General features: G+C 67.7%; 30 protein-coding genes and 1 tRNA gene. 20 read left to right on the top strand and 11 right to left on the bottom strand.

Going from position 1 to position 25,843, the window contains the following annotated elements:
- Nucleotides 1-23 precede the first annotated feature (23 nt).
- The 7 genes from ACFFGN_RS27015 (at nt 24) to ACFFGN_RS26985 (ending at nt 6,139) form a co-directional block, all read left to right on the top strand.
- The gene (locus tag ACFFGN_RS27015; protein WP_380052877.1) at nt 24-224 is read left to right on the top strand and encodes an RNA 2'-phosphotransferase family protein; all 201 of its coding nucleotides are present in this window, start codon (nt 24-26) and stop codon (nt 222-224) included.
- A 93-nt stretch (nt 225-317) separates the two neighbouring features.
- A complete protein-coding gene (gene eno / locus ACFFGN_RS27010; protein ID WP_380052875.1) occupies nt 318-1,595 on the top strand; it encodes a phosphopyruvate hydratase in 1,278 nt (425 codons plus the stop codon).
- Between the two features lie 53 nt (nt 1,596-1,648).
- Nucleotides 1,649-2,251: an FtsB family cell division protein gene (locus tag ACFFGN_RS27005; protein WP_380052873.1), complete on the top strand. Its 603-nt coding sequence runs from the start codon at nt 1,649-1,651 to the stop codon at nt 2,249-2,251.
- Nucleotides 2,248-2,751 (top strand): DUF501 domain-containing protein, encoded by a 504-nt coding sequence (locus ACFFGN_RS27000; RefSeq protein WP_380052871.1) that lies wholly within the window; start codon nt 2,248-2,250, stop codon nt 2,749-2,751. Before ACFFGN_RS27005 ends, ACFFGN_RS27000 begins: the two co-directional genes overlap by 4 nt.
- Nucleotides 2,744-3,667, top strand: a complete 924-nt coding sequence (locus ACFFGN_RS26995; RefSeq protein ID WP_380052869.1) for a Ppx/GppA phosphatase family protein — start codon at nt 2,744-2,746, stop codon at nt 3,665-3,667. Before ACFFGN_RS27000 ends, ACFFGN_RS26995 begins: the two co-directional genes overlap by 8 nt.
- Nucleotides 3,668-3,670: 3 nt before the next feature.
- Nucleotides 3,671-4,504, top strand: a complete 834-nt coding sequence (locus ACFFGN_RS26990) for a uracil-DNA glycosylase (RefSeq protein ID WP_380052867.1) — start codon at nt 3,671-3,673, stop codon at nt 4,502-4,504.
- 327 nt (nt 4,505-4,831) lie between these two features.
- A complete protein-coding gene (locus ACFFGN_RS26985; RefSeq protein ID WP_380052865.1) occupies nt 4,832-6,139 on the top strand; it encodes an NAD(P)/FAD-dependent oxidoreductase in 1,308 nt (435 codons plus the stop codon).
- On the opposite strand, the gene ACFFGN_RS26980 is transcribed toward ACFFGN_RS26985, so the two are convergent.
- The 3 genes from ACFFGN_RS26980 to ACFFGN_RS26970 all read right to left on the bottom strand — a co-directional run bounded on the left by ACFFGN_RS26980 (nt 6,136) and on the right by ACFFGN_RS26970 (nt 10,429).
- Entirely contained in the window at nt 6,136-8,517 is a 2,382-nt protein-coding gene (locus tag ACFFGN_RS26980) for a GH92 family glycosyl hydrolase (protein WP_380052863.1), read from the bottom strand. The genes ACFFGN_RS26985 and ACFFGN_RS26980 overlap by 4 nt on opposite strands.
- 62 nt (nt 8,518-8,579) lie before the next feature.
- Complete coding sequence (locus ACFFGN_RS26975; protein ID WP_380052861.1) at nt 8,580-9,257, bottom strand: response regulator; 678 nt, start codon at nt 9,255-9,257, stop codon at nt 8,580-8,582.
- The gene (locus ACFFGN_RS26970; RefSeq protein ID WP_380052859.1) at nt 9,254-10,429 is read right to left on the bottom strand and encodes a sensor histidine kinase; all 1,176 of its coding nucleotides are present in this window, start codon (nt 10,427-10,429) and stop codon (nt 9,254-9,256) included. Before ACFFGN_RS26970 ends, ACFFGN_RS26975 begins: the two co-directional genes overlap by 4 nt.
- 103 nt (nt 10,430-10,532) lie before the next feature.
- On the opposite strand from ACFFGN_RS26970, the gene ACFFGN_RS26965 reads away from it, so the two are divergent.
- From ACFFGN_RS26965 to ACFFGN_RS26950, 4 genes are all read left to right on the top strand, one after another.
- Nucleotides 10,533-11,042, top strand: a complete 510-nt coding sequence (locus tag ACFFGN_RS26965; protein ID WP_380052857.1) for a glycine cleavage system transcriptional repressor — start codon at nt 10,533-10,535, stop codon at nt 11,040-11,042.
- A complete protein-coding gene (locus ACFFGN_RS26960) occupies nt 11,039-11,605 on the top strand; it encodes a peptide deformylase (RefSeq protein WP_380052855.1) in 567 nt (188 codons plus the stop codon). Before ACFFGN_RS26965 ends, ACFFGN_RS26960 begins: the two co-directional genes overlap by 4 nt.
- A 45-nt stretch (nt 11,606-11,650) precedes the next feature.
- A tRNA-Leu gene (locus tag ACFFGN_RS26955) sits at nt 11,651-11,731 on the top strand.
- Between the two features lie 85 nt (nt 11,732-11,816).
- Entirely contained in the window at nt 11,817-11,945 is a 129-nt protein-coding gene (locus ACFFGN_RS26950) for a hypothetical protein (protein ID WP_380052854.1), read from the top strand.
- 168 nt (nt 11,946-12,113) lie between these two features.
- Here ACFFGN_RS26950 and ACFFGN_RS26945 read toward each other — a convergent pair whose 3' ends face one another.
- Both ACFFGN_RS26945 and ACFFGN_RS26940 read right to left on the bottom strand, forming a co-directional pair.
- On the bottom strand, nt 12,114-12,524 hold the full coding sequence (locus ACFFGN_RS26945; protein WP_380052852.1) for a hypothetical protein: 411 nt from the start codon (nt 12,522-12,524) through the stop codon (nt 12,114-12,116).
- Between the two features lie 123 nt (nt 12,525-12,647).
- Complete coding sequence (locus ACFFGN_RS26940) at nt 12,648-13,061, bottom strand: hypothetical protein (RefSeq protein WP_380052849.1); 414 nt, start codon at nt 13,059-13,061, stop codon at nt 12,648-12,650.
- A 185-nt stretch (nt 13,062-13,246) separates the two neighbouring features.
- Between ACFFGN_RS26940 and ACFFGN_RS26935 the strand changes: the two genes are divergently transcribed.
- The 7 genes from ACFFGN_RS26935 to ACFFGN_RS26905 all read left to right on the top strand — a co-directional run bounded on the left by ACFFGN_RS26935 (nt 13,247) and on the right by ACFFGN_RS26905 (nt 17,234).
- Nucleotides 13,247-13,687: a DUF3592 domain-containing protein gene (locus ACFFGN_RS26935; RefSeq protein ID WP_380052847.1), complete on the top strand. Its 441-nt coding sequence runs from the start codon at nt 13,247-13,249 to the stop codon at nt 13,685-13,687.
- 103 nt (nt 13,688-13,790) lie between these two features.
- Nucleotides 13,791-14,360 carry a class I SAM-dependent methyltransferase gene (locus tag ACFFGN_RS26930; RefSeq protein WP_380052845.1) on the top strand — a complete coding sequence of 190 codons (570 nt, stop codon included), beginning with the start codon at nt 13,791-13,793 and terminating at the stop codon, nt 14,358-14,360.
- Nucleotides 14,357-14,737 carry a type 2 periplasmic-binding domain-containing protein gene (locus ACFFGN_RS26925; protein WP_380052843.1) on the top strand — a complete coding sequence of 127 codons (381 nt, stop codon included), beginning with the start codon at nt 14,357-14,359 and terminating at the stop codon, nt 14,735-14,737. The genes ACFFGN_RS26930 and ACFFGN_RS26925 overlap by 4 nt, the downstream gene beginning before the upstream one ends.
- A 26-nt stretch (nt 14,738-14,763) precedes the next feature.
- Complete coding sequence (locus ACFFGN_RS26920) at nt 14,764-15,201, top strand: DUF3592 domain-containing protein (RefSeq protein ID WP_380052841.1); 438 nt, start codon at nt 14,764-14,766, stop codon at nt 15,199-15,201.
- Nucleotides 15,202-15,232: 31 nt separating this feature from the next.
- Nucleotides 15,233-15,667, top strand: coding sequence for a DUF3592 domain-containing protein (locus ACFFGN_RS26915; RefSeq protein WP_380052839.1), 435 nt, complete (start codon nt 15,233-15,235; stop codon nt 15,665-15,667).
- Nucleotides 15,668-15,674: 7 nt separating this feature from the next.
- Complete coding sequence (locus ACFFGN_RS26910) at nt 15,675-16,247, top strand: hypothetical protein (protein ID WP_380052837.1); 573 nt, start codon at nt 15,675-15,677, stop codon at nt 16,245-16,247.
- 147 nt (nt 16,248-16,394) lie between these two features.
- A complete protein-coding gene (locus tag ACFFGN_RS26905) occupies nt 16,395-17,234 on the top strand; it encodes a Bax inhibitor-1/YccA family protein (RefSeq protein ID WP_380052835.1) in 840 nt (279 codons plus the stop codon).
- A 142-nt stretch (nt 17,235-17,376) separates the two neighbouring features.
- Here ACFFGN_RS26905 and ACFFGN_RS26900 read toward each other — a convergent pair whose 3' ends face one another.
- Together ACFFGN_RS26900 and ACFFGN_RS26895 are read right to left on the bottom strand one after the other, a co-directional pair.
- Complete coding sequence (locus ACFFGN_RS26900) at nt 17,377-17,607, bottom strand: DUF4287 domain-containing protein (protein ID WP_380052833.1); 231 nt, start codon at nt 17,605-17,607, stop codon at nt 17,377-17,379.
- 152 nt (nt 17,608-17,759) lie between these two features.
- A complete protein-coding gene (locus ACFFGN_RS26895) occupies nt 17,760-18,791 on the bottom strand; it encodes an SGNH/GDSL hydrolase family protein (RefSeq protein ID WP_380052831.1) in 1,032 nt (343 codons plus the stop codon).
- Nucleotides 18,792-18,868: 77 nt separating this feature from the next.
- Here ACFFGN_RS26895 and ACFFGN_RS26890 point away from each other — a divergent pair, with 77 nt between their 5' ends.
- Nucleotides 18,869-20,242, top strand: coding sequence for a cystathionine beta-synthase (locus ACFFGN_RS26890; protein WP_380052829.1), 1,374 nt, complete (start codon nt 18,869-18,871; stop codon nt 20,240-20,242).
- Nucleotides 20,243-20,483: 241 nt separating this feature from the next.
- Here ACFFGN_RS26890 and ACFFGN_RS26885 read toward each other — a convergent pair whose 3' ends face one another.
- From ACFFGN_RS26885 to ACFFGN_RS26875, 3 genes are read right to left on the bottom strand one after another with little or no spacing between them, the layout of a single operon-like run.
- On the bottom strand, nt 20,484-21,926 hold the full coding sequence (locus tag ACFFGN_RS26885; RefSeq protein WP_380052827.1) for a flavin-containing monooxygenase: 1,443 nt from the start codon (nt 21,924-21,926) through the stop codon (nt 20,484-20,486).
- 56 nt (nt 21,927-21,982) lie between these two features.
- Nucleotides 21,983-23,254 carry a lactate racemase domain-containing protein gene (locus ACFFGN_RS26880; RefSeq protein ID WP_380052825.1) on the bottom strand — a complete coding sequence of 424 codons (1,272 nt, stop codon included), beginning with the start codon at nt 23,252-23,254 and terminating at the stop codon, nt 21,983-21,985.
- 39 nt (nt 23,255-23,293) lie between these two features.
- Complete coding sequence (locus tag ACFFGN_RS26875; RefSeq protein ID WP_380052823.1) at nt 23,294-23,899, bottom strand: TetR/AcrR family transcriptional regulator; 606 nt, start codon at nt 23,897-23,899, stop codon at nt 23,294-23,296.
- Nucleotides 23,900-23,977: 78 nt separating this feature from the next.
- Here ACFFGN_RS26875 and ACFFGN_RS26870 point away from each other — a divergent pair, with 78 nt between their 5' ends.
- Nucleotides 23,978-24,712, top strand: a complete 735-nt coding sequence (locus ACFFGN_RS26870) for an SDR family oxidoreductase (protein ID WP_380052821.1) — start codon at nt 23,978-23,980, stop codon at nt 24,710-24,712.
- A 42-nt stretch (nt 24,713-24,754) separates the two neighbouring features.
- Here ACFFGN_RS26870 and ACFFGN_RS26865 read toward each other — a convergent pair whose 3' ends face one another.
- Nucleotides 24,755-25,765: a glycoside hydrolase family protein gene (locus tag ACFFGN_RS26865; protein ID WP_380052819.1), complete on the bottom strand. Its 1,011-nt coding sequence runs from the start codon at nt 25,763-25,765 to the stop codon at nt 24,755-24,757.
- Nucleotides 25,766-25,843 lie beyond the last annotated feature (78 nt).

Genomic DNA, 25,843 nt, shown 5'->3' with positions numbered 1-25,843 from the left:
CCGCCGAGGCCGTCGAGAGCATCGTGAAAACGGGCCTGCAGCCGGGACGTCGTACGCACGTTCACCTCGTGGCGAGCAAGGACAGCCCGCTCGGGCGGCGGAAGTCGGTTGTGAACCTTGCCGTCGATCCAGCGGGCCTCAGGGTGTTCGAGGCGCCTAACGGCGTACTGCTGACGCGAAGTGTTCCACCCAGCAATATCGTGAAGACGGACGCGGTCCACTGAGCTGTCTGGTCTGGCCGCTAGGCTCGGGCGTGATCGTCGAGCTGCAGGCTGGGCTCGTTCTGCCCGTCAACAGTGAGTGAACTAGGAGTACATGTGGCCACCATTGAGGCCGTCGGCGCGCGCGAAATTCTCGATTCGCGCGGTAACCCCACTGTCGAGGTCGAGGTTCTGCTCGACGACGACACCGTTGCCCGCGCTGCTGTCCCGTCGGGCGCTTCCACCGGTCAGTTCGAGGCGGTAGAGCTTCGCGACGGCGGTAAGCGCTACGGCGGCAAGGGCGTTCAGAAGGCCGTCACGGCCGTTCTGGACGAGATCGACAAGGAGATCGTCGGCTACGACGTCCACGAGCAGCGGCTGATCGACCAGGCCCTGCTGGACCTGGACGGTACGCCGAACAAGGCCAAGCTGGGCGCGAACGCCATTCTCGGTGTCAGCCTCGCCGTGGCCAAGGCCGCCGCGGAGAGCTCCGGCCTGGACCTGTACCGCTATGTGGGCGGCCCGAACGCGCACATCCTGCCGGTGCCGATGATGAACATTCTCAACGGCGGCGCGCACGCGGACAGCAACGTCGACGTGCAGGAGTTCATGGTCGCGCCGATCGGCGCCTCGACCTACTCCGAGGCGCTCATGCAGGGCGTCAGCGTCTACCACGCGCTCAAGGCCGTACTGAAGGAGAAGGGCCTGTCCACCGGTCTCGGCGACGAGGGCGGCTTCGCGCCGAGCCTGCCGAGCAACCGCGACGCGCTGGACCTGATCCTGGTCGCGATCGAGAAGGCCGGCCTGGTCCCGGGCAAGGACATCGCGCTGGCCATGGACGTGGCGGCGAGCGAATTCCACACCGACGGCGTCTACGCGTTCGAGGGCGGCAAGAAGTCCTCCGACGAGATGATCGCCTACTACGCCGACCTGGTCGCGTCGTACCCGATCGTCTCGATCGAGGACCCGCTGAACGAGGACGACTGGGCCGGCTGGGCCAACCTCACCGGCCAGCTCGGTAACAAGATCCAGATCGTCGGCGACGACCTGTTCGTCACCAACGTCGAGCGCCTGCAGCGCGGTATCACCGAGAAGTCGGCGAACTCCCTGCTGGTCAAGGTCAACCAGATCGGTACGCTGACCGAGACCCTGGACGCGGTCGACCTCGCGCACCGCAACGGCTTCACCTGCATGATGAGCCACCGCTCGGGCGAGACCGAGGACACCACCATCGCCGACCTGGCCGTCGCGACCAACTGTGGCCAGATCAAGACCGGTGCCCCGGCCCGCTCGGACCGTACCGCCAAGTACAACCAGCTGCTCCGGATCGAGGAGGAGCTGGACGACGCAGCGCGCTACGCCGGGCGCGGCGCCTTCCCCCGCTTCCAGGGCTGAGCCTGGGAGAATTCCTCCGAGGAGCTTTCCTAGGAGTCGTCAGGAGCTGAGTTATGCCGTCCCGCCGTGACACCGGTCCGCGTCCTGGTTCGAGGCCTTCGAGCCGGAGCCAGACGCGACCACCGGCACGCCGGGACGGCAACCAGCCCAAGCGCCGAACGGCCGGTACGACGCCAGGGCGAACCCGGCCGCGAGGTTCCCGGAACCTGACCGGCCGGGCCGCGATGGTGCTGCTGGTGCTCGGCGCCCTCGTCGTTTCGTACGCGCAGAGCCTGCGGGTCTGGTTCGACCAGCACCAGCAGATCAGCGCGCTGCAGACGGAGATCCGCGAGCGCGAGCAACGCGTCAGCCAGCTCGAGGACGAGATCGCCCGCTGGGACGACGACGCGTACGTCCGGGCGCAGGCGCGTCAGCGACTCGGCTGGGTGATGCCGGGCGAGATCGGTTATCGCGTCATCGGCGCCGACGGCAAGGCCGTGGGGGCACCACCGGCACCGCTAGATCCGGCCGATCCGGGCGAGGCACCGCAGGAGCCCACCTGGTACTCGAAGCTGTGGGGTAGCGTCGAGATCGCGGGCCGTCCGCCGAACACCACACCGCCGACGGCCAAGCCAACTCCCAAGACCCTGCTCACGCCGAAAACACCTGGACGATGACCGCACCTACCCCTGAAGACATCGCCGCGGTCAGCGCACAGCTGGGCCGGCCGGCGCGTGGCATCAAGTCGATCGCCCATCGCTGCGATTGCGGTCTGCCCGACGTGGTCGAGACCGAGCCGCGCCTCCCGGACGGAACGCCGTTCCCGACGTTGTTCTACGTCACCTGCCCACGCCTTTCCTCCGTGATCGGTACGCAAGAGGCCAGCGGCCTGATGCGCGAGATGACCGAGCGGCTGACCGAGGACGCCGAGCTGGCCGCGACGTACGAGGCGGCCCACAAGTCGTACCTCGCCCGGCGCGAGGCCATCGGCCACGTGCCGGAGATCGACGGCATCAGCGCGGGCGGTATGCCCACGCGGGTGAAGTGCCTGCACGTACTCGTAGGCCATTCGCTCGCCGAAGGCCCGGGCGTGAACCCGCTGGGCGACGAGTCGCTCGCGGCGCTGCCCGCCTGGGGCCGACGCGGACCATGCGTCAGCGTCTCCGACGATGAGTGAGCCCGTCCGGGTAGCCGCGATCGACTGCGGCACCAACTCGATCCGCCTGCTGGTGGCCGACCTGGCCGACGGCGTACTACGCGAGGTCGACCGGCGGATGATCATCGTCCGCCTCGGCCAAGGCGTCGACGCGACCGGCTCGTTCGCCCCAGAGGCGCTCGAGCGGACCTTCAGCGCCTGCGAGCAGTACGCCGAACTCATCCGCTTGTACGACGTCCAGCGGCTGAGGTTCGTCGCCACCTCGGCCGCGCGCGATGTCGCGAACGCCGACGAGTTCTTCGCTGGGGTGCGGTCCCGTCTCGGGGTGGACCCGGACATCATCGCCGGTTCGGAAGAGGCCGCACTGAGTTTCGCCGGTGCGACGGGTGGTCTGACCGACGTACCAGGGCCGTATCTGGTGGCGGATATCGGCGGCGGTTCGACCGAGCTGGTGCTGGGTGATGCCGATGGCGTCATCGCGGCCGAATCGCTCGACATGGGTTCGGTCCGGATGACCGAGCGGCACGTCCGTTCGGATCCAGCCACGGCGGACGAGATCGCCGCCATGACCAAGGACATCGACGCGTTGCTCGACGCGACGGTGGTCCCACTCGCAAAGGCCCGCAGCCTGGTCGGCGTCGCCGGTACGGTCACCACCGTCGCGGCGGTAGCGCTCGACCTGCCGGAGTACGACCGGGACCGGGTCCACCACGCGCGGATCTCCGGTGACCAGCTGGTCGAGACCACCTCGTGGCTACTCTCGTCCACTCGGGCGCAACGGGCCGAGCGCCAGGCGATCCACCCCGGCCGGGTCGACGTCATCGGTGCGGGCGCGTTGATCCTGGCCCGGCTCCACGCCCGTCTCCAGGTCGACGAACTGCTGGTCTCGGAGCACGACATTCTCGACGGAACCGCGCTTTCGCTGCATCAGGAGTAGCCCGTGTTGCTTCCGCATCCGCTGACCGGCGAACGGTTCGACAGCCCGGTACCGCCGGGGACCGGGTGGCCGGAAGATCCTGCGCACGCGAGTACGCCGGTCGCGCGAAAGGCCAAGGACGTCGTACGGCTGTCGGCCAAGGCTGATTCGCTGGCAGAGCTGGAGGCCGGGGTTTCGGTTTGCCGGGCGTGTGATCGGCTCGTCGCCTGGCGGGAGGAAGTTGCCGTCGGCAAGCGTGCGTCGTTCGCGGACCAGCCGTACTGGGGCCGTCCGATCGCCGGTTGGGGTGATCCGGCACCCGGTCTGCTGATCGCCGGGCTGGCTCCCGCGGCCAATGGCGGTAATCGAACTGGCCGGGTTTTCACGGGTGATCGCTCGGGCGATTGGCTGTTCGCGTCGCTGTATCGCATCGGCCTCGCGAACCAGCCGACCAGCGAGCACGCCGGCGACGGCCTTCGGCTGATCGGCGCCCGGATGATCGCGGCGGTTCGCTGCGCGCCACCGGCCAACAAGCCGACGCCGATCGAGCGGGACACCTGCGCGCCGTGGTTCCGCGCCGAACTCGCGATGGTGTTGCCGACGGTCCAGGCGATCGTCTGCCTGGGCAAGTTCGGCTTCGACGCCACGTTGGGCGGGTTGCTCAGTATTGGGTACGACGTACCGAGGCCGCGACCGCGGTTCGGGCATGCCGTGGAGTACCCGATCGACGGGCCGTACGGCGTGGTGACGGTGATCGGCTGCTTCCACCCGAGCCAGCAGAACACCTTCACGGGCAAACTCACCGAGGCCATGACCGACACCGTCCTCACCCGCGCCCGCGACCTCGCCGGGCTCTGAAGTTCTTTCTGCGACGGTCGGACTCGTTCTGCCGCTGCGAGGTCGCCTGCACCTGACAGGCAGCGGACAAGCGGCATGCCGAGTCCGATCGTCGCAAAAGAATGACGCGAAGACGCCGCATACCGAGTCCGACCGTCGGTAAAGAAGGTTCGCCGGACAAGCGCAATGTGGCGGTAATCCACATGTGGTGGAGTGGGCTGGGTCACTCCAGCGAGGGACGTCTGGTGGGCGAGATCACCCACCAGAGGGTTTGTGAAAGTTTTCACGAACGCGTTACGCTGGGGGTACCACAAGGTTGGTAATGCCACTCAGGGAGAGTGAAGGTAGATGACAGCCCAGGTACCGCACATCCTGATCGTCGGAGGCGGCTACGTCGGGATGTACACGGCGTACGGACTGCGTAAGGCGGCAAAGCGCGGCAAGATCCGCGTCACCGTGGTGGACCCCAGGTCGGTGATGACCTACCAGCCGTTCCTGCCCGAGGCGGCGGCCGGTTCGGTCGAGCCGCGGCACGTCGTGGTGCCGCTGCGCAAGACGCTCAAGGGCTGCCGGGTGGTGACCGGCCGGGTGACCGCGATCGATCACGCGAACAAGGTCGCCAAGGTCCGGCCGGAGGAAGGCCCGGACTACGACGTGGCCTACGACCAGATCGTGGTCGCACTCGGTTCGATCGCGCGCACGCTGCCGATCCCGGGTCTGGCCGAGGAGGCCGGCGGCTTCAAAAACGTCGAAGAGGCAATTGCCCTGCGCAACAAGGTGCTGGACCGGCTCGACGTGGCGTCGTCCCAGCCCGACGAGACGCTGCGCAAGGCGGCGCTCACGTTCGTATTCGTCGGCGGCGGTTATGCCGGTGTCGAGGCGTTCGCGGAGCTGGAGGACATGGCCCGCTACGCCACCCGGTACTACGACAACATCACCCCGGCGGATCTGCGCTGGGTGCTCGTCGAGGCGACCGGGCGGATCCTGCCCGAGGTCGGACCGGAGCTCGGCAAGTACACGGTCGAGCAGCTGCGCAAGCGCGGTATGGAGGTCCGGCTGGAGACTCGGCTGGAGTCGTGCGAGAAGGGCCACGTGATTCTCAGCGATGGTGAGGAGTTCGACTCCGACACGATCGTGTGGACCGCCGGTGTGAAGGCCAACCCGGCGCTGGCGCAGACCGACTTCCCGCTGGACGAGAAGGGCCGCGTCAAGTGCCTGCCGAGCCTGCGCATGGAAGGCCTCGATGACGCCTGGTCCGCCGGTGACAACGCGGCGGTTCCGGACCTCACGGCCGAGCCCGGCGTCTTCTGCGCGCCGAACGCCCAGCACGCGGTCCGCCAGGCCAACCTGCTCGCGAAGAACATCCTGCGCGTGGTCGACGGCAAGGAGCCGGAGGACTACAAGCACAAGTACGTCGGTTCCGTCGCGAGCCTCGGTCTGCACAAGGGCGTCGCCCAGCTGTACGGCGTGAAGATCAAGGGCTGGCCGGCCTGGTTCCTGCACCGCACGTACCACGTGTCCCGGGTGCCCACCTTCAACCGCAAGGCCCGGGTCATTCTCGACTGGACGCTGGCGCTGTTCTTCCGGCGCGAGGTCACCTCGCTCGGCAGCCTGCAGACGCCGAACGACGAGTTCCGCCGCGCGACCGGTTCCTAGTAGTCGCGCGGCCGATCCGCCGGAGCCGTTCCCCACGAGCTGGGGGACGGTCCCATGGCCAAGGTGATCCGCCCGCCTCGCAGCAGGTAGGACTCCGGCAGCCAGGACGACGTGTGGACCCGCCCGTTCAACCGGGCGGACTGCACGTACTGGTTGGCGTCTGACGTCTGAGGCGCTTCAACCACCAGCCGGACGCCGTTGCCGCGGCGCAGCTCCACCCGGGGGAACAGGGGACTCCCGAGCAGAAGCTCCGCCCGGCCCGGTGTCTGCGGGAAGAACCCGATCGCCGCGAAGACGTACCAGGCCGACATCGTGCCGAGGTCGTCGTTGCCCGGCAGGCCAGACGGGCCTACGCCGTACACGGTGTCGACGATCTCCCGCACGGTCTCCTGGGTCTTCCAGGGCGTGCCGAGCGCGTTGTACAGCCAGGGCGTGTGCAGGCCCGGCTCGTTGCCCGGGTCGTACCGCACCGGGCTTCCACCCTTCACGGCCCAGTTCCCCGCCTCGTCATGGAAGAACCCGTCCAGCCGTCGTGCGGCGGTATCGGGGCCACCCATCGCCTGGGCCAGTCCCGACACGTCCTGCGGCACCATCCACGTATAGGTGGCGCTGGTTCCTTGCGCGAAGCCCCGATCGGTCGACGGCGTAAACCCGGGGACCCAGCTTCCGTCGGCACTACGTGCCTGCTGGTAGCCGACGGCTGGGTTGAACGTGTTCCGCCACCAGGTGCCACGATCGGCCATCGCGGCAGACGGCTCGCCGAGGCGTTTGGCCCACATGGCAAGGGAATGGTCTGCCAGCGAGTTCTCCAGGGTCTCAGCGGCACCACCCCAGCAGTGGCAGGCGTCCTGCGGTGCGTACTTCAAGTCGACATAGCGATCTAGTGCCGGCCGTTGCCCGGTGCATTGCCCTGGGCAACCGCCGTCGTTCTCCGCTTCCGGGTTCTGAACCGTGGCCTGGCGCAACAGTGAGCGATAGGCGCCTAGGGCATCGAAATTGCGTACGCCCATCGCCGCGAAGGTGGCCAGCGTCGGCGCGGACGGGTCGCCGGTCATCACGTGGGTGGCGCCGTTGTTGTGCAGCCAGCGGTCCCAGATCCCCTTGTTCTGCTGGGCAAAGTGGAACAGCGACTGCGCGTAATCCCCGGCCAGCTCGGGTTTGAGCAACGCGAGCAACTGGATCTGTGCCCGGTACTGGTCCCACCCGGAGAACGTGCCGTACTGCGCGCGCTGTCCCTTTGCCAGTCGGTGGATCCGCTGATCACTGCCGAGGTACCGCCCGTCGACATCGTTGAAGATGTTCGGCTGCAGCATCGCGTGGTACAGCGCGGTGTAGAACGTCGAACGCTGGTCCGTCGTACCGCCGGTGACCCGAACCGCCTTCAGCTCGTCGTTCCACTGGCGGTAGCCGTCGGTTGCGACCTGGTCGACCGTCGCGTTCTTGCGCAGTTCGGCCGCCCGGTTGAGTTCGGCTCCGGCCAGACTGACGTACGAGATGCCGATCTTCATCCGAACGGCCGAGCCGGGCGCGAAGCCGACGTACCCGCCCGAGCCCTTGCCGGCCCGGTCCGCGCCGGTCGCGTAGCCCTCGCCGCCGGTGGTGTGCAGACTGCCCGGGCTGAGGACGCGGTCCTTCCAGGTGCCGGAGGCAACGATCCGCTGGTCGAACGTCGCACTGAAGTACAACCGGTAGTAGGACTTCCGGTTGTTGATGCCGCCGTTCGCGCGCCGCCCGCAGAAGGCGCCGGTCAGGACCGAGCCGGTGACCTTGCGGCCGGCAGGGTCGATCGTGATCTCGGCGTCCTCGCTGCCGTTGAGGGAGTTCGAGACACGGAAGAGCAGGTTCGCCGGTTTGCCCGCCGGGAAGGCGAACTCGCCCACCCCGGCGCGGGTGGTGACCGCCAGGTCGGTGCTCACGCCCGAGTCGAGCTTGACCGAGTACCTGCCGGGCCGGGCGGATTCCTCGTCGTGGCTGAAGTTGTTCGCGTACTTGGCGTCGGTGGTGTCGCCCGTCGGGGACGAGTCGACCTCACCGGCGTACGGCAGGATCGGTACGTCCCCGGCGGCGCCCGGATTGCACCCGGCGCCGTTGACGTGGGTGAGGGAGAACCCGCGCACCCGGGGCACGTCGTACTGGTAGCCGTTCGCCGCACCCGTACTGGTCTGGTCCCCGCGGGTGCTGGTCGGGCTCCACGAGATCATGCCGAACGGGCGGACCGCGCCCGGCCAGGTGTTGCCGTCGCGGCGCGACCCGACGAACGGATCGACGTACGACGCGAGGTCGGCGGTCGCGGTCGTGAGCTCGACCGGTGGCGTAGCGGTGGCGGGCAGGACCGGGGTCAGCAGAGCGAGGGTGAGACCAAGGGCGGCGACGCGCATGCGTGGTTCCTTCCGGGGCGACGACCGCTCCACGCTAATGCGAATGAGTGAACGCGAGTTGATTAGCGCGCGTCGTCCAGGAGACCGGCATCGTGCACGAGCAGGGCGATCTGGACCCGGTTGTTCAGATCGAGCTTGCTCAGGATCCGGGACACATGGGTTTTGACCGTCGGCACGCTGAGGAACAACGTGGCGCTGATCTCGGCGTTGGATTTGCCCTCGCCTACCGCGACGGCGATTTCGCGCTCGCGGTCGTTCAGCAGGCCGAGGCGTTCGTCGGCCCGGGCCTTGCGCTGGTCCTGCCCGGACGCGGCCACGCGTTTCATCAGGCGGCGCGTGACCACCGGCGAAAGCACCGGCTGGCCCGACGCCACCCGCCGTACCGCCTCGACGATCTCAGCCGGCGGCGTGTCCTTGAGCACGAATCCGGCCGCGCCCGCGCGCAAGGCCCGCAGCACGTGCTCGTCGGCGTCGAAGGTGGTGAGGATGACGATCTCGGGCGCACCTGGCTGCGACCGGACCAGTTCGGTCGTGGTCAGCCCGTCCAGGTTGGGCATCCGGATGTCCATCAGGATCACGTCGGGGGAGTGGCGTTCGATCAGCCCGGGCACCGCGCGTCCGTCCCCGGCCTCGCCGACCACCCGGAGATCCTCGGCGCCCTTGAGCATCATCATCAGCCCGGCGCGCAGCAGCGGGTCGTCGTCCACGATCAGGACCCGGATCACGGGCGTTTCGGTCATGCCGGCCACGGTAACCACACCCACAGCCGGAACTCACCTTCGGCCGTTCGCCCCTGCTCGATCCGCCCGTCCGCGAGCCTGGCCCGCTCAGCCAGTCCGAGCAGACCCTTGCCATCCGTACTGCGGGAATGTCCCGGCGCCGGATTCACCATCTCGATCGTCAGTCCGTCTCCAGGTACGCCGATGAGGTGGATCCGCACCGGCTGGTCCGGCGCGTGCTTGAGAGCATTCGTCAGGCCTTCCCGCACCACCCGGTACGCCGTTCGGCCGAGGTGGTCCGGAACGTTGCCAGGGGCATCGATGTGCAGGTCCACCACCATGCCGGCCTGGCGCGAGCTCTCCACCAGCCCGGGCAGATCCGCGAACATCGGTTGCGGTAGTTCGCCGACCGGCGCGCGCAGTACGCCGATCACCTCGCGGAGATCCTGCAGCGCCTGGTGCGCGCTGGCCCGGATCACCTCGGCCGCGCCCGCGATCTCCTCGGTCGGCGCATCCGGGCGATAGGCGAGAGCGCCGGCGTGCACGCTGAGCAGGGACAACCGATGGCCGAGTACGTCGTGCATCTCGCGGGCGATCTCTTCGCGGGCCCGGAGCTGGGCCTGTTCGGCTTGCAGGCGGGCGAAGTCCTCCGCGCGCTCGGCCCGTTCCTCCAGGGAGTAGACGAGCTGGCGGCGAGACCGGATGAACAGGCCCCACGCGGCAGCGCCCGAATAGATGAACAGCGCCATGATCGACACCCCGATGACCTCGGTGGTGTCGGCCAGCCGCAGGTGACGGCTGTAAATGGCGTAGAGCGGCAGCGTCGGCAGGTTGATCAACGCGATGATCGCGGTCACCTTGAACGGCCGATGGACCGCGACGGTGAAGATCGCGAGCAGGGTCACCAGCCACGCCGTGTCCGAGACGGTGCCGGCGAGCATCGTGGCGACGGCGACGTGCACCGGCCAGCGCCGCCGGAAGAACAGCAGGGGACAAGCGGCCAGCCCGATCCAGAGATCGAGCGGCTGCACCCAGTCGTACGCCTGCGTGTTGCCCTGGGCGTCGTCGTAGACGATCAATCCCGCCGCTAGCGACAGCACCACCATCACGATGTTCACGATGGCGTCGCGGACCGGCCGCCGCCTGCGCTCCACGGCCTTCCACTCCGTGGTCAGCTGTTCCGTCCCCGCCATGCGCACGAATCTAGCCGCGTTCCGGCCCGGATCCGGCCTCCGGCGGCTGTCCGGATACCGAAGTCGCGAGCGGTCGAGACTTTCGGCCGGGTAGGTTTCGGGCATGAGTCAGCTCGCAGTCACCGTCATCGGCCCGGATCGCCCGGGCATCATCGCGGACGTCACCGGCGCGCTGGCCGGCGTCGGGGTCAACCTCGAGGATTCGACGATGACCCTGCTGCGCGGTCATTTCGCGATGATGCTGGTCTGCACCGGGCCCGAGGCCGACGCGGTCACCGAGGCCCTCAGCCCGCTCGGCGGCGAACTCGTCATCACGGTGCGTGAGGTCGGCCCGGAACAGACCCACGCCCCGGTCGGTCCGCCGTACATCCTGAGCGTGCACGGCGCAGACCGCCCCGGCATCGTGTCGGCGATCACCCGGCTGGTCGCGGCCGTCGGCGGTACCGTCACGGACCTGTCCACCCGGCTGAGCGGCGCGCTGTACGTGCTGACCGCCGAGGTCGAACTCCCCGCCACCGTGAACGTCGCCGAGCTGCGCGCCTCGCTCGAGGTCACCGGCGACGAACTCGGCGTGGGCGTGACGCTGCGCCCGGCCGAGAGCGACGACCTGTGACCATCGCCCATCTCAACCAGACCCTCGCGAGCTGGAGCCCGGCGCAGCTCGGTCTCACCGGCGACGTGCTCGAGGTGGTCCGCGCGCCGCATCCGGTGCTCGCGACCGAAGGGGCCGAAGTCGATCCGGTCGATCCGGTGATGATCGCCCTCGCCGCCGACCTGGTCGCGACCATGCGGGTCTCGCCCGGTTGCGTGGGACTGGCCGCACCGCAGGTGGGCGTGGCCGCCCAGATGTTCGCCCTCGACGTGACCGGCCATCCGAAGACCCGCACCTGTCACGGCGTGTTCGTGCTCTGCAACGCCGTCATCGTCGAGGCCACCCGGCAGGAGAAGGCCCGCGAAGGCTGCATGTCCGTGCCCGACCTCACCGGCGACGTGAAACGAGCCACCCGCCTCACCGTGACCGGTCAACTGCCCGGCACCGGCGAGTCCGTCACCCTCAGCACCGACGCCTTCGAGGCCCGCGCGCTCCAGCACGAGATCGACCACTGCGCGGGCAAACTCTTCCTCGACCGGGTGGCCGGCGCCCACGCCATCTACCCTCGCAAGGTCTACCTCTAGTCTCAGCGCGGCGGCCTGATCGCCTTGTAAGGTACGAAGGTCAGAGCCCGGGTGGCGGAACGGCAGACGCAGCGAGCTTAAACCTCGCAGCCGAAAGGCATACGGGTTCGAATCCCGTCCCGGGCACACCTGCGGGGAAGGCGCCACCGTGCTGTGGCGCGCCCGGCTTGGCGCTGTGCCTCCATACGGTACGGCGCGTTGTGCGGCGTTCATGCGAGATGTGCGGTCGAACCCGGACTGGGAGGCGCACGCGGCCGAGGAACTACCTGGCTGGGAATGGGGGGACGACCTTCACGAGGGCGCTCTGCCGCACATCGCCCGGCGGACCGAGCCCAGCTGAACCTGGGATTGAAGGGCGGTCTCGGCGCACATAGGGCCGAACGCCGAGACCTGGACCTCGCCCATCCCGGCCGGGACCGTAGGAGAAGTCGTGGTCTGCCGGTGCCCACCGGAAACCCGCACAAACAACCTGCTGGTCAGCGGCTCTCAGTTATTGCCAAGGGCACCTTCATCCGTGGCTGCTGCCGGGCGCGTGGTACCGGCTCGCCGCGACGACGATGGCGCCGACGATGACGAACACCGCGAGGAAGATCCACCCTGCCAGCCGGAGGAACGGGTCGGGTGGTTCCAGCGCCTGGCTGGACGCCCAGGACAACCAGATGCCCAGGAACGCGAAGACAAACGCTGTCCGGGCAAATCCCATCGGCTTGGGCTGGCGGCGCGCGAGCATGCGGGGCAACCCGCTGACCGGGATCAAGTAGCCGAGCACAATGATGGCGCCCGCGACCGCGCAGGCGAGGATCGGGGGCGCTTCTCCGATGACGGCCAGGGCTCCGACGGCAACGGCCACGACCAGGCCAAGGGCCAGGCTCAGTGGTTTGTCCGAGATCAGCTTGTTCGTCGCGCCCTTGTCCGTCACGACGCTGACGGTACGGCAGCCGCGGGCCAGATTTCGACTCTTGGCGGTGCCGCACCGGACGCCGAGGTGGCCGCCGCGCGCCGGGTTTTGCGGGATCCCGGCGCGCGGTGGCGTGGCTTCAGATCAGAAGCGCTTGGTGTATTTCGTGCCGCGCAGGTAGATCTTTACGCCGTCGGGCTGCGAAGCGCTGTGCCCAAAGGAGTACTTGCCGATGTTGCGGTAGCTGGTCTTACCGGCCGCGACCTCGACGTAGTCGAAGTCCGACTGGTGGTCGCGCACGATCGAGTACTTGATCCGGTTGGCGCAGGTGTTGGCCACCTTGACCTGCCACTTGGGGTCGGACCAGCCGTCGTTGTTCAGCTTGGTACGGGTGGCCTTCACACAGGACGGCCAAGCCGCCGCGGCAGCGAGCTGAACGCCCGAACTCGCGGCCGGGGTCATGCCCGCGACCTCGGCCGAACCGGCCGTGACGGCCTGCGCGCTCAGCGGCGCGGCGACGAAGGTGGTACCCAGGGCCAGGATGGCGAGGACTCGCATCTGGTTCCTTCCAGTAGTCGACATAACCCAGCCATCCTCTCCCGCCCTCAGGTCCACCCGACCCACCCCAGCACGGCAGGAACAGGCCATGCCAAACCGGCGCGCCAACCCTCTCCAAGGCCCGGCCGACGCCACGACGTCGTACGCCTCATGAGACCGGCGACCTCGTCGGATAAGTTCGGGGAATGGCCTCGAACAAGCGCAAACCCTCCAAAGGGAAGCGGAAGTTCGGTGGCCTATTGCTCGCCCTGGTCGCGTTCGGCTGTGTGATCGGAACCGTGGTGGCCTACCGCAACGCAGTCGCCTTGCGGAACTCCGGCATACGAACGGTGGCCGAGGTCATCGAGGTACAAGGCGGCCGCGGCGGGTACGTGGTGGTCCGATTCAAAGATGCAGCCGGTACGGACGTGGTGGCCGAGATGGGCAACTACCGCCGCAGTCCCAAGCCCAAGGTCGGCGATCGCCAGGAGATTCTGTACGACCCGAAGAACCCCGCCGACAACACCGCGGACGTCCGCAACGGCCCGGACTTCCTGGCGGCCTGGTTGTTCGGCGTCGGCGGACTGCTTGCAGGCGCCCTCTCCGTCCCAACTTGGACCGGCCGCCTCGATTGGGACAAGTTGTAGCCGCGCTCTGCAGCGGGTCTGGTCCTTCCGGGTGGTTCTGGCCGGCCCGGCGCGGCGAGGGCGTTGAAGGTGGTTGGTGGCGAGAGGGAGAAGGTGGTCTTGCATGAGGGTTACTGGGGTTGAAGAGCTGTTGGAATTGCTGGACGGGGTGTTCGAGGGTCGGGTGGATTCGACCAGTCGGGCCGCGTCGGAGCACTGGGACGGGATTCTGCTCCGGGAGGGGCATCCGCTGAATACGGAACTTCCCGACGCCCGCCGCCGCACCGAGGCGGTTGAGTTCCTGGAGGTGGACTTTCTGCGTGAGGAGGTGCCGGGCGGGCCTTACGACCTCGTGTACGACTCGGGCTGTTTCCACCACCTGGCACCGCACCGGCGGCTCTCGTACGTCAAGGCCCTCCGAGAGGTTCTAGCCCCCGGCGGGTACTTCGGAATCTGCACCTTCACCGCAGGCCTGATGGGATCCGACGAGCCCGACGACGTACTGATGCGCTCAGGCCGACTAGGCGAAGGCGTGGGCTATACCGAGGTCGAGCTGGACGAGATGTTCTCTTGGCTCGAACTGGTCGATTCCGGCCCAATGGCCAAGTACGGCGCCAACGCGAACAACCCGGTATTCACCCAGGACTTCCTCACGGTCGCCCTGTTCCGCAACCCCGCCAAGGCTGCCGCGTGACGACGTACAGCCGGTACCAAAGCCCTGAGCCCAACGAAGACGGACGGCACATCGGCATCTTCGGCCTGGTCAACGGCCTCGCCAAGCAGGGCCGGTTAACCCCAGAGCAAGAGGCCTTCCGCCGGACCAACAACGACTGGTACGACGCCGCCTACCAGAACCCGAGCCTGATCGACCCCACCGTGTACGACCGGGCCATCAGCCCACTCGCGGCCGCCTGGTTCAAACCGTCGGCCCACCACCTGTTCGACCGAATCCCCGGCTACCTCAACATCCTGGCCACCCACAACATCCCCTGCACCCTGGTCACCTCAACCAACCCGGGCCGCATCATCTACGAAGACGCCAACCAAATCGTGGTGGTCCCGCCGAGCTGACGCGGGGTTGGGGGATGATGGCGGCCGTGAGGGTATTGGGGCGGAAGGCGGCGGCGAAGAAGCCGGTTCGGGTGACGTCGGAGCTGGCGTTGTTCGTGTTGTTCGCGATCGTGCTGGGGGCGGTGGGGTGGAACCTCGCGCAGGACGAGATGAAGCTGCGCAAGGAAGGTAAGACCGCCACCGGGACCGTCGTACGGGTGATCGAGGCGCCGAGCAAGGGTGGCGACGACTTCGTGATCCGGTACGCGCTGCCGAGTGGGCGCAAGGCCGATGGGACCGCCTCGCCGTTTCTCGAAAATGACCTCAAGGTCGGGCAGACCGTGAAGATCCGGTACTACCCGGAGAAGACCGGCCGAGTGTGGACCGAGGACCGCAACTCCGGTGTCTGGCTGCCTACCGCGTTCTTCGCCGGCGCCGTCTTCTGCCTGTACTACGGCCGCCGCCGCAACATCTACCGCCCATGACGCCGACCGTCAGATGCAACGGCCATCGCCCATGACGCCGGATCCGGAGCGCTCGCTGGACGGGGAACGGCGGTACCGGCTGAGGCTGCGATCCGTGCTGTGCCTACTCGGTGCGCTGGTGGTGGCCGGGCTAGGGGCAGAGGGAGCGGTCAAAGAACACGCCCTGGCCGAACGGGGAGTGCTGGCGCCGGGAGTGGTACTGAGCGTCTCGGAACCCGCAATCCGCAGCCCGGAGCGAATCACGGTCAGATTTTCCACGAGAACCGGCGAAGTCGTCGAAGGAACCACTGGTGACTATCCGTCCGGGCTGAAGGCCGGCAACTCGATCGAGGTCCGGTACGACCCGGCGGATCCACGGAACTTCCAGTCGAGTGAGTGGGGGAGCGACTTCTGGCTCATAGTGGGCGGATTTGGCCTGACGGCGCTGGCGCTGCTCGCCGGGGCTTGGGTGTCGGCTCGGGCATGATGAGCTGGTGACGGAAGAGGAACTGACGGAGCAGGTACGGGCCGTGGCCGGACGGGCGAAGGCTGAAATGCCCGTGGTCCGGATGAACGAGCCGCCCTGCAAGGGCCCGCACGTGTTGTATCAGCAGGCGCAGGGGCAGCCCGCCGAACTTCGGTTCTGCCCGGAGGTGACGGAGATGCCTGCGTCGATCCGGGAGTTTCTGATCGCCCAGGAGTTCGTAGGGCACCAGGTGGGACTCGTGCCGCGGCTGAATCGGCTGGGGACCTTCAGCGTGGTGATGGCGCTAGTACTTAGCTTGGGAATCAACTTCGTCACCGGTGGTTCGATCTGGGCCTTCATGGGCCTGTACGTCGTCAGCTATCTAGTGATCCGCCTGATCAGCCACTCGATCGTCATCCGCCGGGCGCAACGGGAGACCGACCAGCGGCTGGTCGCTTTACTCAGCCACGACCACGTGGTCGAGAGCCTCAACGGCTTTGCCCAAGCGTGCCCGAAGCCGGCGCTTCGGGAGCGGGTTCGGTGGGTGCTGCGCGGCGCGCCGCCGTCCCCGCGCACTCGCCTGGCGTGGTTGGGCGCATAACAGGCGGGTACCACCCGGTGACGGCGAAGGCCGGAGCCCGGTCACGGCTGGGGAACATCAAGCCGGTCCTCAGGCGTTATTAAGGGTGTGCCCGTAGTATCAACTCACGATCCACGGCGGATCGTTTCGGGTCATCAGGAGGATGACATGCAGAGCAGTAACCCGGTCCTGAACCGGTCGAGTGCTTTTGCGCCTGGCCAAGGCCAGGCCTATCCCGGGGCCGCTCCGTACGGTCAGCCGGGTCCCCACAACCAGCCCGGCCAGTACGGCGGTGGCTACGGCGGTCCCCAGCAGTACCAGGGCGCCCCCGCGGACAGCCGCCCGATGACGCTGGACGACGTGATCGTCAAGACGTCGCTCACGCTGGCCGTCGTCACCATCACGGCGGCCCTGTCGTGGGCTCTCATCCCGAACACGATGGTGGTGCCCGCCTTCCTCGGTGGTGCGCTGGTCGCCTTCGCGCTGGGCATGGTGCTGTCGTTCAAGCGCAAGATCAGCCCCGTCCTGGTGATGGCGTATGCCGCCTTCGAGGGTGTTTTCCTCGGCGTCGGTAGCGAGTTCATCGCCCGGTATGTCGGCAGCGCGGACGTCGTCGTTCAGGCGGTGCTCGCAACGCTGGTGACGACCGGTATCACGCTGGCCACCTACAAGTACTTCAACATCAAGGTGACGGCGCGCTTCACCCGCATGGTCATGATCGCGACCATGGGTTTCGCCGGCGTCATTCTGATCAACTTCATCGCCAGCATGCTCGGCTTCAGCAGCGGTATCGGCGGGTTCGGCGCGATGGGCCTGCTGTTCGCCGCGATCGGCGCCGGCCTGGCGGTCTTCAACCTGATCCTCGACTTCGACATGATCGAGCGTGGTGTGGCCGCCGGTGCTCCGCAGAACGAGGCGTGGCGTGCGGCCTTCGGCCTGACCGTCACCCTGGTCTGGCTGTACTGGAACCTGCTGCGCATCCTCGCCATCCTGCGCGGCGGCGACTGACGGTAGAAGGCAACTGACGGTAAAGGCAACGGCCGGTGGGTTCTCGAGAACCCACCGGCCGTAAGTCTGCAGAAGGCCGGTCCCTCCACCTGGATGGGGCCGGCCTTCTGACGTAGTCGTACTCAGTCTCCTGTTCGGCTCGTCAGCCCATACGCCTGTGCGCTTTGACCAGGTCGTATTCGTGCACAATGGCCGTCGCGTGCCCGTGAGCGAGCGCGTACTCGCTGGAAAGCCATCGCACCCTGTCGTCGAAGCGCAAGAACGACGGTCCGTCGTTCATCAGCTTGAACCACTCGGTCATGTCGCGCCCGGTACATTGGGGCACCTTCTCCACCAGACGCTGATGCGTTTCCTCTGAGTGGTTCAGGCCCATTGTCGCCTCCCGTCGTCGGGGACAATTCCGTTCTTCTTCGACTGTGCCTCAAGGCACGGCCTCAGACAAGCCCCCAACGTTTCAACCTGTTCTCACCCCGGCGTTCGGAAACGACCGTTTCACCTACGCACACAGGGGGAGCGGGCAACGAGTCAGGACAGCGCGTCGGCCGGTACGTCGGTCGCGGCCAGTCCGTCGTCGGGCTGCTTCGCCACCTCGGGCTTCGGGTGCCGGCGGCGGTGCCGCAGCTCGGCCCAACGGCCCCGCGGGCCTCGTTCGCGCCCGGCCACCTTGGTGGCGGCGACCTCGGTACCAGCGGTACGAACGGCCTCGACGGCGGCCTTGGCGATCGGCAGTACGGCCTCGCCGCGGAACGGCTCCGGGTGAATGAACGACTCGGGCCCGACACCCACGGCAGCAGCCACCGAGGGCAGCAACGCGGCCGCGGCGGCGGCGTACCCCGTCACGGAGGGGTGGAAGCGGTCCGGGCCCCACAGGCTCGGGTCCTTGCGGAAGGCGTCGCTGAGCAGTGAACCCATCGAGACGGTACGGCCGCCGGCTTCGACGACGGCGATCGTCTGCGCGGCGGCCAATCGGCGGCTCCAGGAACGGGCCACTTGCTTCAGTGGTGGCACGATCGGCTGCACCAGGCCCAGATCCGGGCAGGTGCCGACAACAACCTCGCAGTTGGCCGCGCGCAGGCGGCGAACCGCGGCGTCGAGCAGTCGAACCGACTCGGACGGGCGCATCTGCGACTTCACGTCGTTCGCGCCGATGAGGATCGCGGCGACGTGCGGTCCCGACAGCAGGGCGGTGTCGATCTGCGGCGCCAGATCGCTCGACTTGGCACCCACCTTCGAAACGTCGACGAGGCGGACCGGGCGCTGGGCCAGTTCGGCGAGGCCGCTGGCCAGCAGTACGCCGGGCGTCTCCTCGGGCGCGGTGGTGCCGTAACCGGCGGCGCTGGAGTCGCCGATCATGGCAAGGGTGATCGGATGTCCGGGGTATCGGCCGTACAGGCCGTCGCCACGGGCCGGGTGTTCCTTCATCGGGCCGATCACGCGCGCGGCGTAACGCGCTTCCGCGGTCAGGACGCCGTACAGCGTCGCTCCGATGAGTCCTAGTCCCCCGCCTCCGAAGGCTGCGGCCTGGGCCAGCTTCCTGGCGGCCCTGGCTTTGCTCATGCCTCCAAGGATTACACGCGGTGACGTTAAAGCAAGCCAAATAGGGAGAAGGCGCGCTGTCCCATACAGTGAGATCCGTGCATTACGTGAACTCACTCCTGGACCTGGTCGGTAACACCCCGCTGGTGCGGCTCTCGAAGACCGTCGACGGCGCCAAGCCGTTGGTGCTCGCGAAGGTCGAGTACTTCAACCCCGGCGGTTCGGTGAAGGACCGGATCGCGGTCCGGATGATCGAGGCCGCGGAGGCCTCCGGCGAGCTCAAGCCCGGTGGCACCATCGTCGAACCGACTTCCGGTAACACCGGCGTCGGGCTCGCCATGGTCGCCCAGGCGAAGGGCTACAAGTGCGTGTTCGTCTGCCCGGACAAGGTCAGCGAGGACAAGCGCAACGTGCTCAAGGCGTACGGCGCGGAGGTCGTGGTGTGCCCGACCGCCGTCGCGCCGGAGCACCCTGACTCGTACTACAACGTCTCCGACCGGCTGGTCCGGGAGATCGAAGGCGCCTGGAAGCCCAACCAGTACGCCAACGAGAACAACCCGCGCTCGCATTACGAGACCACTGGTCCGGAGCTGTGGGAGCAGACGCAGGGCAAGATCACGCACTTCGTCGCTGGGGTTGGTACCGGCGGCACGATCAGCGGCACCGGGCGCTACCTCAAGGAGGTGTCCGACGGCCGCGTGCAGATCATCGGCGCCGACCCGGAGGGCTCGGTCTACTCCGGCGGCACCGGCCGGCCGTACCTGGTCGAGGGTGTCGGTGAGGACTTCTGGCCCGAGACGTACGACAAGACCATCTGCGACCGGATCATCGAGGTCTCCGACGCGGAGTCGTTCGCGGTGACGCGACGGCTGGCTCGCGAGGAGGCCATGCTGGTCGGCGGTTCGGCGGGTATGGCGGCCGCGGCGGCGATCCGGCTGGCCAAGGAGCTGGACGATCCCGACGCGGTGATCGTGGTGCTGCTGCCCGACGGTGGCCGGGGCTACCTGACGAAGGTCTTCAACGACGAGTGGCTGTCGCAGTACGGCTTCCTGGCGCACTCGCGGCAGGGCGCCACGCTGGGTGAGGTGCTGGCCGGCAAGGACGGCGGTATGCCGCAGCTGGTGCACACGCACCCGCACGAGACGATCGCCGAGGCGGTCGAGATCCTGCGCGAGTACGGCGTCTCGCAGATGCCGGTGGTTCGGGCCGAGCCGCCGATCATGGCGGCAGAGGTCGCTGGTTCGGTTTCGGAGCGCACCCTGATGGACGCGCTGTACTCGGGGCACGCCCGGCTGGCCGACATGGTCGAGCAGCACATGGATGCCGCCCTGCCGTCGCTCGGCGCGGGTGAGCCGGTCACGAAGGCCGTCGAGATCCTCGAGTCGTCCGACGCGCTGATGGTGCTCGACGACGGTAAGCCGGTCGGCGTGGTCACCCGCCAAGACCTGCTGGGCCACCTCGCGATCGACTAGCCGACGCGAATCCCGTCTCTGGTCAGCGATCCACCAGGGACGGGATGATCGCGATCAGTACGGTGACCACGACGCCGAAGAGAATGCCGACTGAGCTGATGATTCCGGTGATGTCCATGTATCAAGGTTCGTCCGGAAAGCGCCTGATTCCATCGGCCCCGGGACCTGTCTTGGCATCCACCCTGGGTAGTACCGCGCTCGTCGCGACTACTACTTAGGGAGGTCCGCTCGCCTGGGCGGGTCATCCGTCCAGGTAGTCGGCCGGGTTCAACCGCCGCGTCCGCCGCCAGTATCCGGTGGTGAAGTGCGGCCAGATCGTGGAGTTCCGGCCCTGCTCGTCCAGGTACCAGCTGGCACAACCGGACTGCCAGACCGTACCACCCAGATCGCGCTGGACCGAAGTCACGAACCGCCGCTGCGCCTCGGGTCGCACCTCCACCGTTCGGCCGGCCCGGACCCGCGCGAGCGCCTGTACGACGTACCGGACCTGGGCCTCGATCATGAACACCATCGAGCTGTGCGCCAGTACCGTGTTCGGGCCGACCAGCAGGAACAGGTTCGGGAATCCGGCCATCGTGATCCCGAGATGGGCGCTGATCCCGTCGCGCTGCCACACGTCGTTCAGATCCACCCCGTCGCGGCCGGTGATCCGCATCCGGGTCAGGTTCGCCGAGACCCGGAATCCCGTGCCGAGCACGATCGTGTCCGCCGGATGGTCGACCCCGTCCGAGGTCCGTACGCCGGTCGGCGTGATCCGCTCGATCGGGTCCGTCACCAGGTCGACGTTCGGCCTCGTCAGGGCCGGGTAGTAATCGTTCGAGACCAGGATCCGCTTGCACCCGATCTGGTAGTCCGGCGCCAGCTTCGCCCGCAGCGCAGGGTCTTTCACCTGCTTGTGCAAATGCCGTTTCGCCTGTATCTCCAGGGCTTTCAGCATTCTCGGGTGAACGGCGAACCCGGCGCCACGGGCTTCCAGGCACCAGTAGACGATGCTCCGGATGACCCGCTGGGCGATCGGCAACCGCGCGTGCAGCGCTCGTTCGCGAGGCCCGATCGCGCGATCCGGCTTCGGTGTGACCCACGGCGCCGTTCGCTGGAACAGGTCCAGGTGCGCCGCCTTCTCCGCGACGGGTGGTACGAACTGGATGGCGCTCGCGCCCGTTCCGATCACCGCGACCCGCTCACCGGCCAGATCGTGCGAGTGGTCCCAACGCGCCGAGTGCCAGACCTTGCCCGTGAACGTCTCCAACCCGGGCAGATCTGGGACATGCGGCTCGTGCAGACTGCCTACGCCGGAGACGAGCGCCTCCGCGTCGAGACCCGAACCATCGGCCAGTACGACGGACCAGCCGCCGTCGCGCCAGGAGGCCTCGACCACCTCGGCGCCGTACCGGATGTGGCGGGCGATGTCGTACTTCTCGGCGCAGTGTTTGAGATAGGCCAGGATCTCGTCCCACGGCGCGAACATCCGGGACCAGTGCGGGTTCTGCTCGAACGAGAACGAGTAGAGGTACGACGGAATATCGCATGCACAACCCGGATACGTGTTGTCCCGCCAGGTGCCGCCGAGATCGTCGCCCTTCTCCAGGATGACGAAGTCGTGCACCCCGGCCAGCTTCAGCTGGATACCCAGGCAGAGCCCGGCAAAGCCCGATCCGATGATGACAACCCCGGTCCGCGTCATAGCCGCCGAGGTTACCCGCGAGTCACCGCGCTTGTCAGCGGTTTGCGGCGACAGCTTCAGCGCAGGCGGTAAAGGGTTTCGCCGGCGTTGGGAACGACGAAGGTGTCCGGGTCGGATTCGTATGCCTGGAGGTCAAAGGTGACCGGGTCGAGATAGCCAAGGTTGGCGCCGCGCACGATGTGCTCGGGAATGCTCGTTGCCAGCGTCACCTGGACCCGGCACCGCTCGCCTTCGGTGGCCGAGTAGGTGCCGGCGCCGCGGAGGTGGGTCGAGTGGGCGAGTACGCCCCAGTGGACCGACTTGAACTGGTCCCACTGGGCGAGGAAGTAGTCCCGGCAGTGATAGCCGATCTGCTCGATCTCCGGGTGCATCGCGGCGATCTCGGTGACGTGCGGCGCGTACAGAATGACCTCGCCGCCATCCGCGACCACGGGTTCGAGCTTGTAGAACCCTTTCGCGGCGGTCCAGATGTCCTGGTACTTGGGCGGCATCACCGACACCACCCGCTGAACGGGCTTGTCCAGATAGCGCACGTGCGTCTCGGCCGAAACCGCCGCGGCCGCCTCCCAAGACGTCCGGGTGTCGCCGAAAGCCACCGCATGCAAGGCGGAGGTGCCGGATTGCGCGACGACCGACAACGCGAGGCGTTCCGCGGGGATCATCGCGGCGGCCTCATCGATCAGCGACCGGACCGGGGTGACGCCGCGCGTGCCGATGATGTCCGAGCTGGTGATCAACGCCCCCAGCCAGTGCGACAGGTCGATCACCTCTTGCCCGGCAACACCCGGAAAGAAGTACTTGTTGCCACCGGAGAAGCCGACCACCTCGTGCGGGAACACCGGGCCGACCACCAGCGCGATGTCGTGTTCCACCACGGCCCGGTTGAGCCGTACGGCGACCTCCTCGTGCAGCAGGCCGTTCGAGATCTCCCCGACCCGGTCCGAGCTGATCGTGCCGAGCTGGACGAACGTCGCGGGGTCGGACCACTCGTGGTTGAGCACGGTCATGCCCGGGTACGTCGCCGCGAGGCCCTCCGCCGCCCCGAGGTGCTTCTCGATCTCCGCCGGGGTCATCGCAGCGTGCGTGCCTAGGGCGATCAGCGTGGTCAGACGGTTCACCCGGCCGGTCAACGCACCGTGCACCGCCTTCATCAGCAACGGCAACGGGCAGCTCCGGGTGGCGTCGGGCACGATCACGCAGACGCTGCGCCCGTCGAAATCCGCCCCGGCCAGCGCCTCGGTGATGAACGCGGTCACCTGGTCATCGGTCAGCACCTCGCCGGGTCCACCGATCACCGCGGCCGGGCGTACGTCGTACAGCGTGGTCATGCGGGCTCCCTCGAAGCGGCTGCAACCGGTTGCCCAAGCCTAGTGCGGGGAAGGCCAGCCCAGCATCGCGGTCTCAGCGACGGCCTCCAGTTCGGCCCGGCTGGCGCCGTCGCGGGCCTGCTGGGACATGCCTTGCATCGTCGCGCCGATGAAGACCGCGAGCTGGCGGGCGTTGGTCTCCGGGGGCAGTAGGCCCGCCTTGATATCCGCTTCGATCAGTTCCTCGAGGCGGGCGATGTTGGCTGTGCGGATGGCGCGCAGCATCTGCTCGACGTCGGCCGAAGCGGGCGTGCAGTTCTGGCCGGCCGAGATGACCAGGCAGCCGTACGGATGATCGGGATCGGTGTACTCGGCGGCGGCCTCGCGCAGCATTCGCGCGGCACCTTCGCGCACGGTGGGTTCCGCCGCGAGGGCCCGGCCGGAGAAGATGCCGTACTTGCGCTGGTACACCTCGACGACCTCTTCGAAGAGCTTGCGCTTGTCCCCGAAGGCCGCGTACAGACTCGGCGCTCCGATCGACATGGCGCTGGTCAGATCGGCGATCGAGGTGGCGTCGTAACCATGCCGCCAGAAGGCCCGCATCGCCTGTTCGAGAGCCGCCTCCCGGTCGAAGGAGCGGGGCCGCCCGCGCTTGGCCACTGTCATGCGTTGGATTCTATAACGATCGCTAAAGATGGTGCTACAGTGGGATTCTGTAACGATCATTCGAGAAAGGATCCAGCTATGACAGGCAAGACGGCACTTGTGACCGGCGGGAGCCGCGGTATCGGCCGCGCCATCTCGCTTCGGCTGGCGCGGGACGGCGTTCGTGTCGCGGTGCACTACGGACGGGACGACCAGGCCGCCAAGCAGACCGTCGCGGACATCGAGGCCCTCGGGGGAGAGGCCTTCGCGATCAAGGCCGACCTGGAGGAGGCGGATTCCGCCGATCGGCTGTGGCAGGCCTTCGACGCGGAGGCGAGCGGGCTGGACATCCTCGTCAACAACGCGGCGATCATTGCCCCCGGCCCCTTCGCCGAGCAGACGCAGGAGCAACTGGCCAGGCTGTTCGCGGTGAACGTGCAGGCGCCGTTCCTCCTTGTTCAGCAAGGGCTCTCGCGCCTTCGTGAAGGTGGGCGGATCATCAACATCTCGTCCGGCGTGACCCGGATCGCGTGGCCGAACGACGTCGCCTACTCGATGACAAAAGGCGCTCTCAATACGATGACGCTTGCCCTGGCGAAGGAACTCGGGCCGCGCGGTATCACCGTGAATTCGGTTGCCCCGGGCATCATCGAGACCGACATGAACCCGTGGCTCGCGGATCCCGTCGCCGCCGACGCCGCCGCGGCGTACTCGGTGTTCGGGCGGGTCGGCCGGCCCGCGGACGTCGCCGACGTGGTCGCGTTCGTGGCGTCGGAGGACGCTCGCTGGATGACAGGGCAGTACGTCGACGCGACCGGCGGCTCGCAGCTGTAACCCGGTGGGCCTGCCGCCGGCCGGCGGCGGCAGGCCTCGGTTTCAGATGGCCTTCGCGATGGCGATGCTGCCGTTCAGGCGGGTGCCGGCCTCGTAGATCATGTACTCGACGCCGTTGTCCGTGCCGAACGACGGCGCCGCGCACCGGCCGTTGTCGGGAGCGCCCGCGAGCGGCCGGTGGAAGACGCCGAGGTGGTTGCGCCGGTCGAAGTTGTTGCCCACCTCGGTGATCCGCATACTGCCGCCGGCCTCGATATTGGTGTGGTAGATGACGTACGTCGAACCGTTGCGCTTGGCAATCGTCGGTGCGCCGATGTTGGTCGCGCCGACCTGGTCCGGGGTGATCAGCGGGGTCTGCGAGAAGGTCCAGTTCCGGCCTTCCGGCGACCAGCCCCAGCCGATCGAACGGCGATTGGACTGGTTGTTGATCATGAAGACCATCACGTAGCGCGCGTTGCGGGACGGCAGATCGTGCCGGAAGACCCGCGCGTACGACGCCTCGGTGCTTCCGGCCGGCAGCATGCCCGTGTTCAGCACCACCTTGTCGTAGCTGAAGTTGATGCCGTTGGCCGAGCGGGCGAGCCGGGTGGTGGTGTTCTCGCCGTGGAAGTACATCCACATTTCGTTCACGTCGTCGTTCCACAGCACGTGCGGGGACGAAACGTGCGAGACGTTGTAGAACGGCGACCAGGTGCGGGAGATGATCGGGTTGGCCTGGTACTCGGTGTACGGACCGCCGAGCGAATTCGAGTAAGCGAGGCACAACCCGCCCGGCGCATCATGCGGCGCGTAGTAAAGGTAGAACCGGGCCAGCGGATTGGCGATCCGGCCGGTGGTGCCGCGCACGCAGGGGAAGATCAGCTCACCGGTAGGGTTGTACCGCAGGTTCGCCTTGTTGAAGGCCGTCCGTACGAAGGCGTAGTCCGGGAAGCCGGCCGGTGCCGCCGTGGCGGCGGTGGTCAGCGGCACGCCGGCGGCGAGGCCGAGGCCCAGCCCGGCTCCACCTCGTAACAAGGCGCGGCGGCTGACGGGAATGGCGGGTTCGTTGCTCATCAGGTTCCTCCTGGTCGGGCCGGGTCGTGCTGGTGGGCTGCCCCTGGTCAGCGAGTGTGTGCGGCGCTACGCTGCCGG

It is taken from the genome of Kribbella deserti (genome assembly GCF_042434725.1).
Lineage (GTDB): Bacteria > Actinomycetota > Actinomycetes > Propionibacteriales > Kribbellaceae > Kribbella > Kribbella deserti.
Note: the sequence above shows the minus strand (reverse complement) of the source record. Positions and strands in the feature narration are given on the sequence as shown.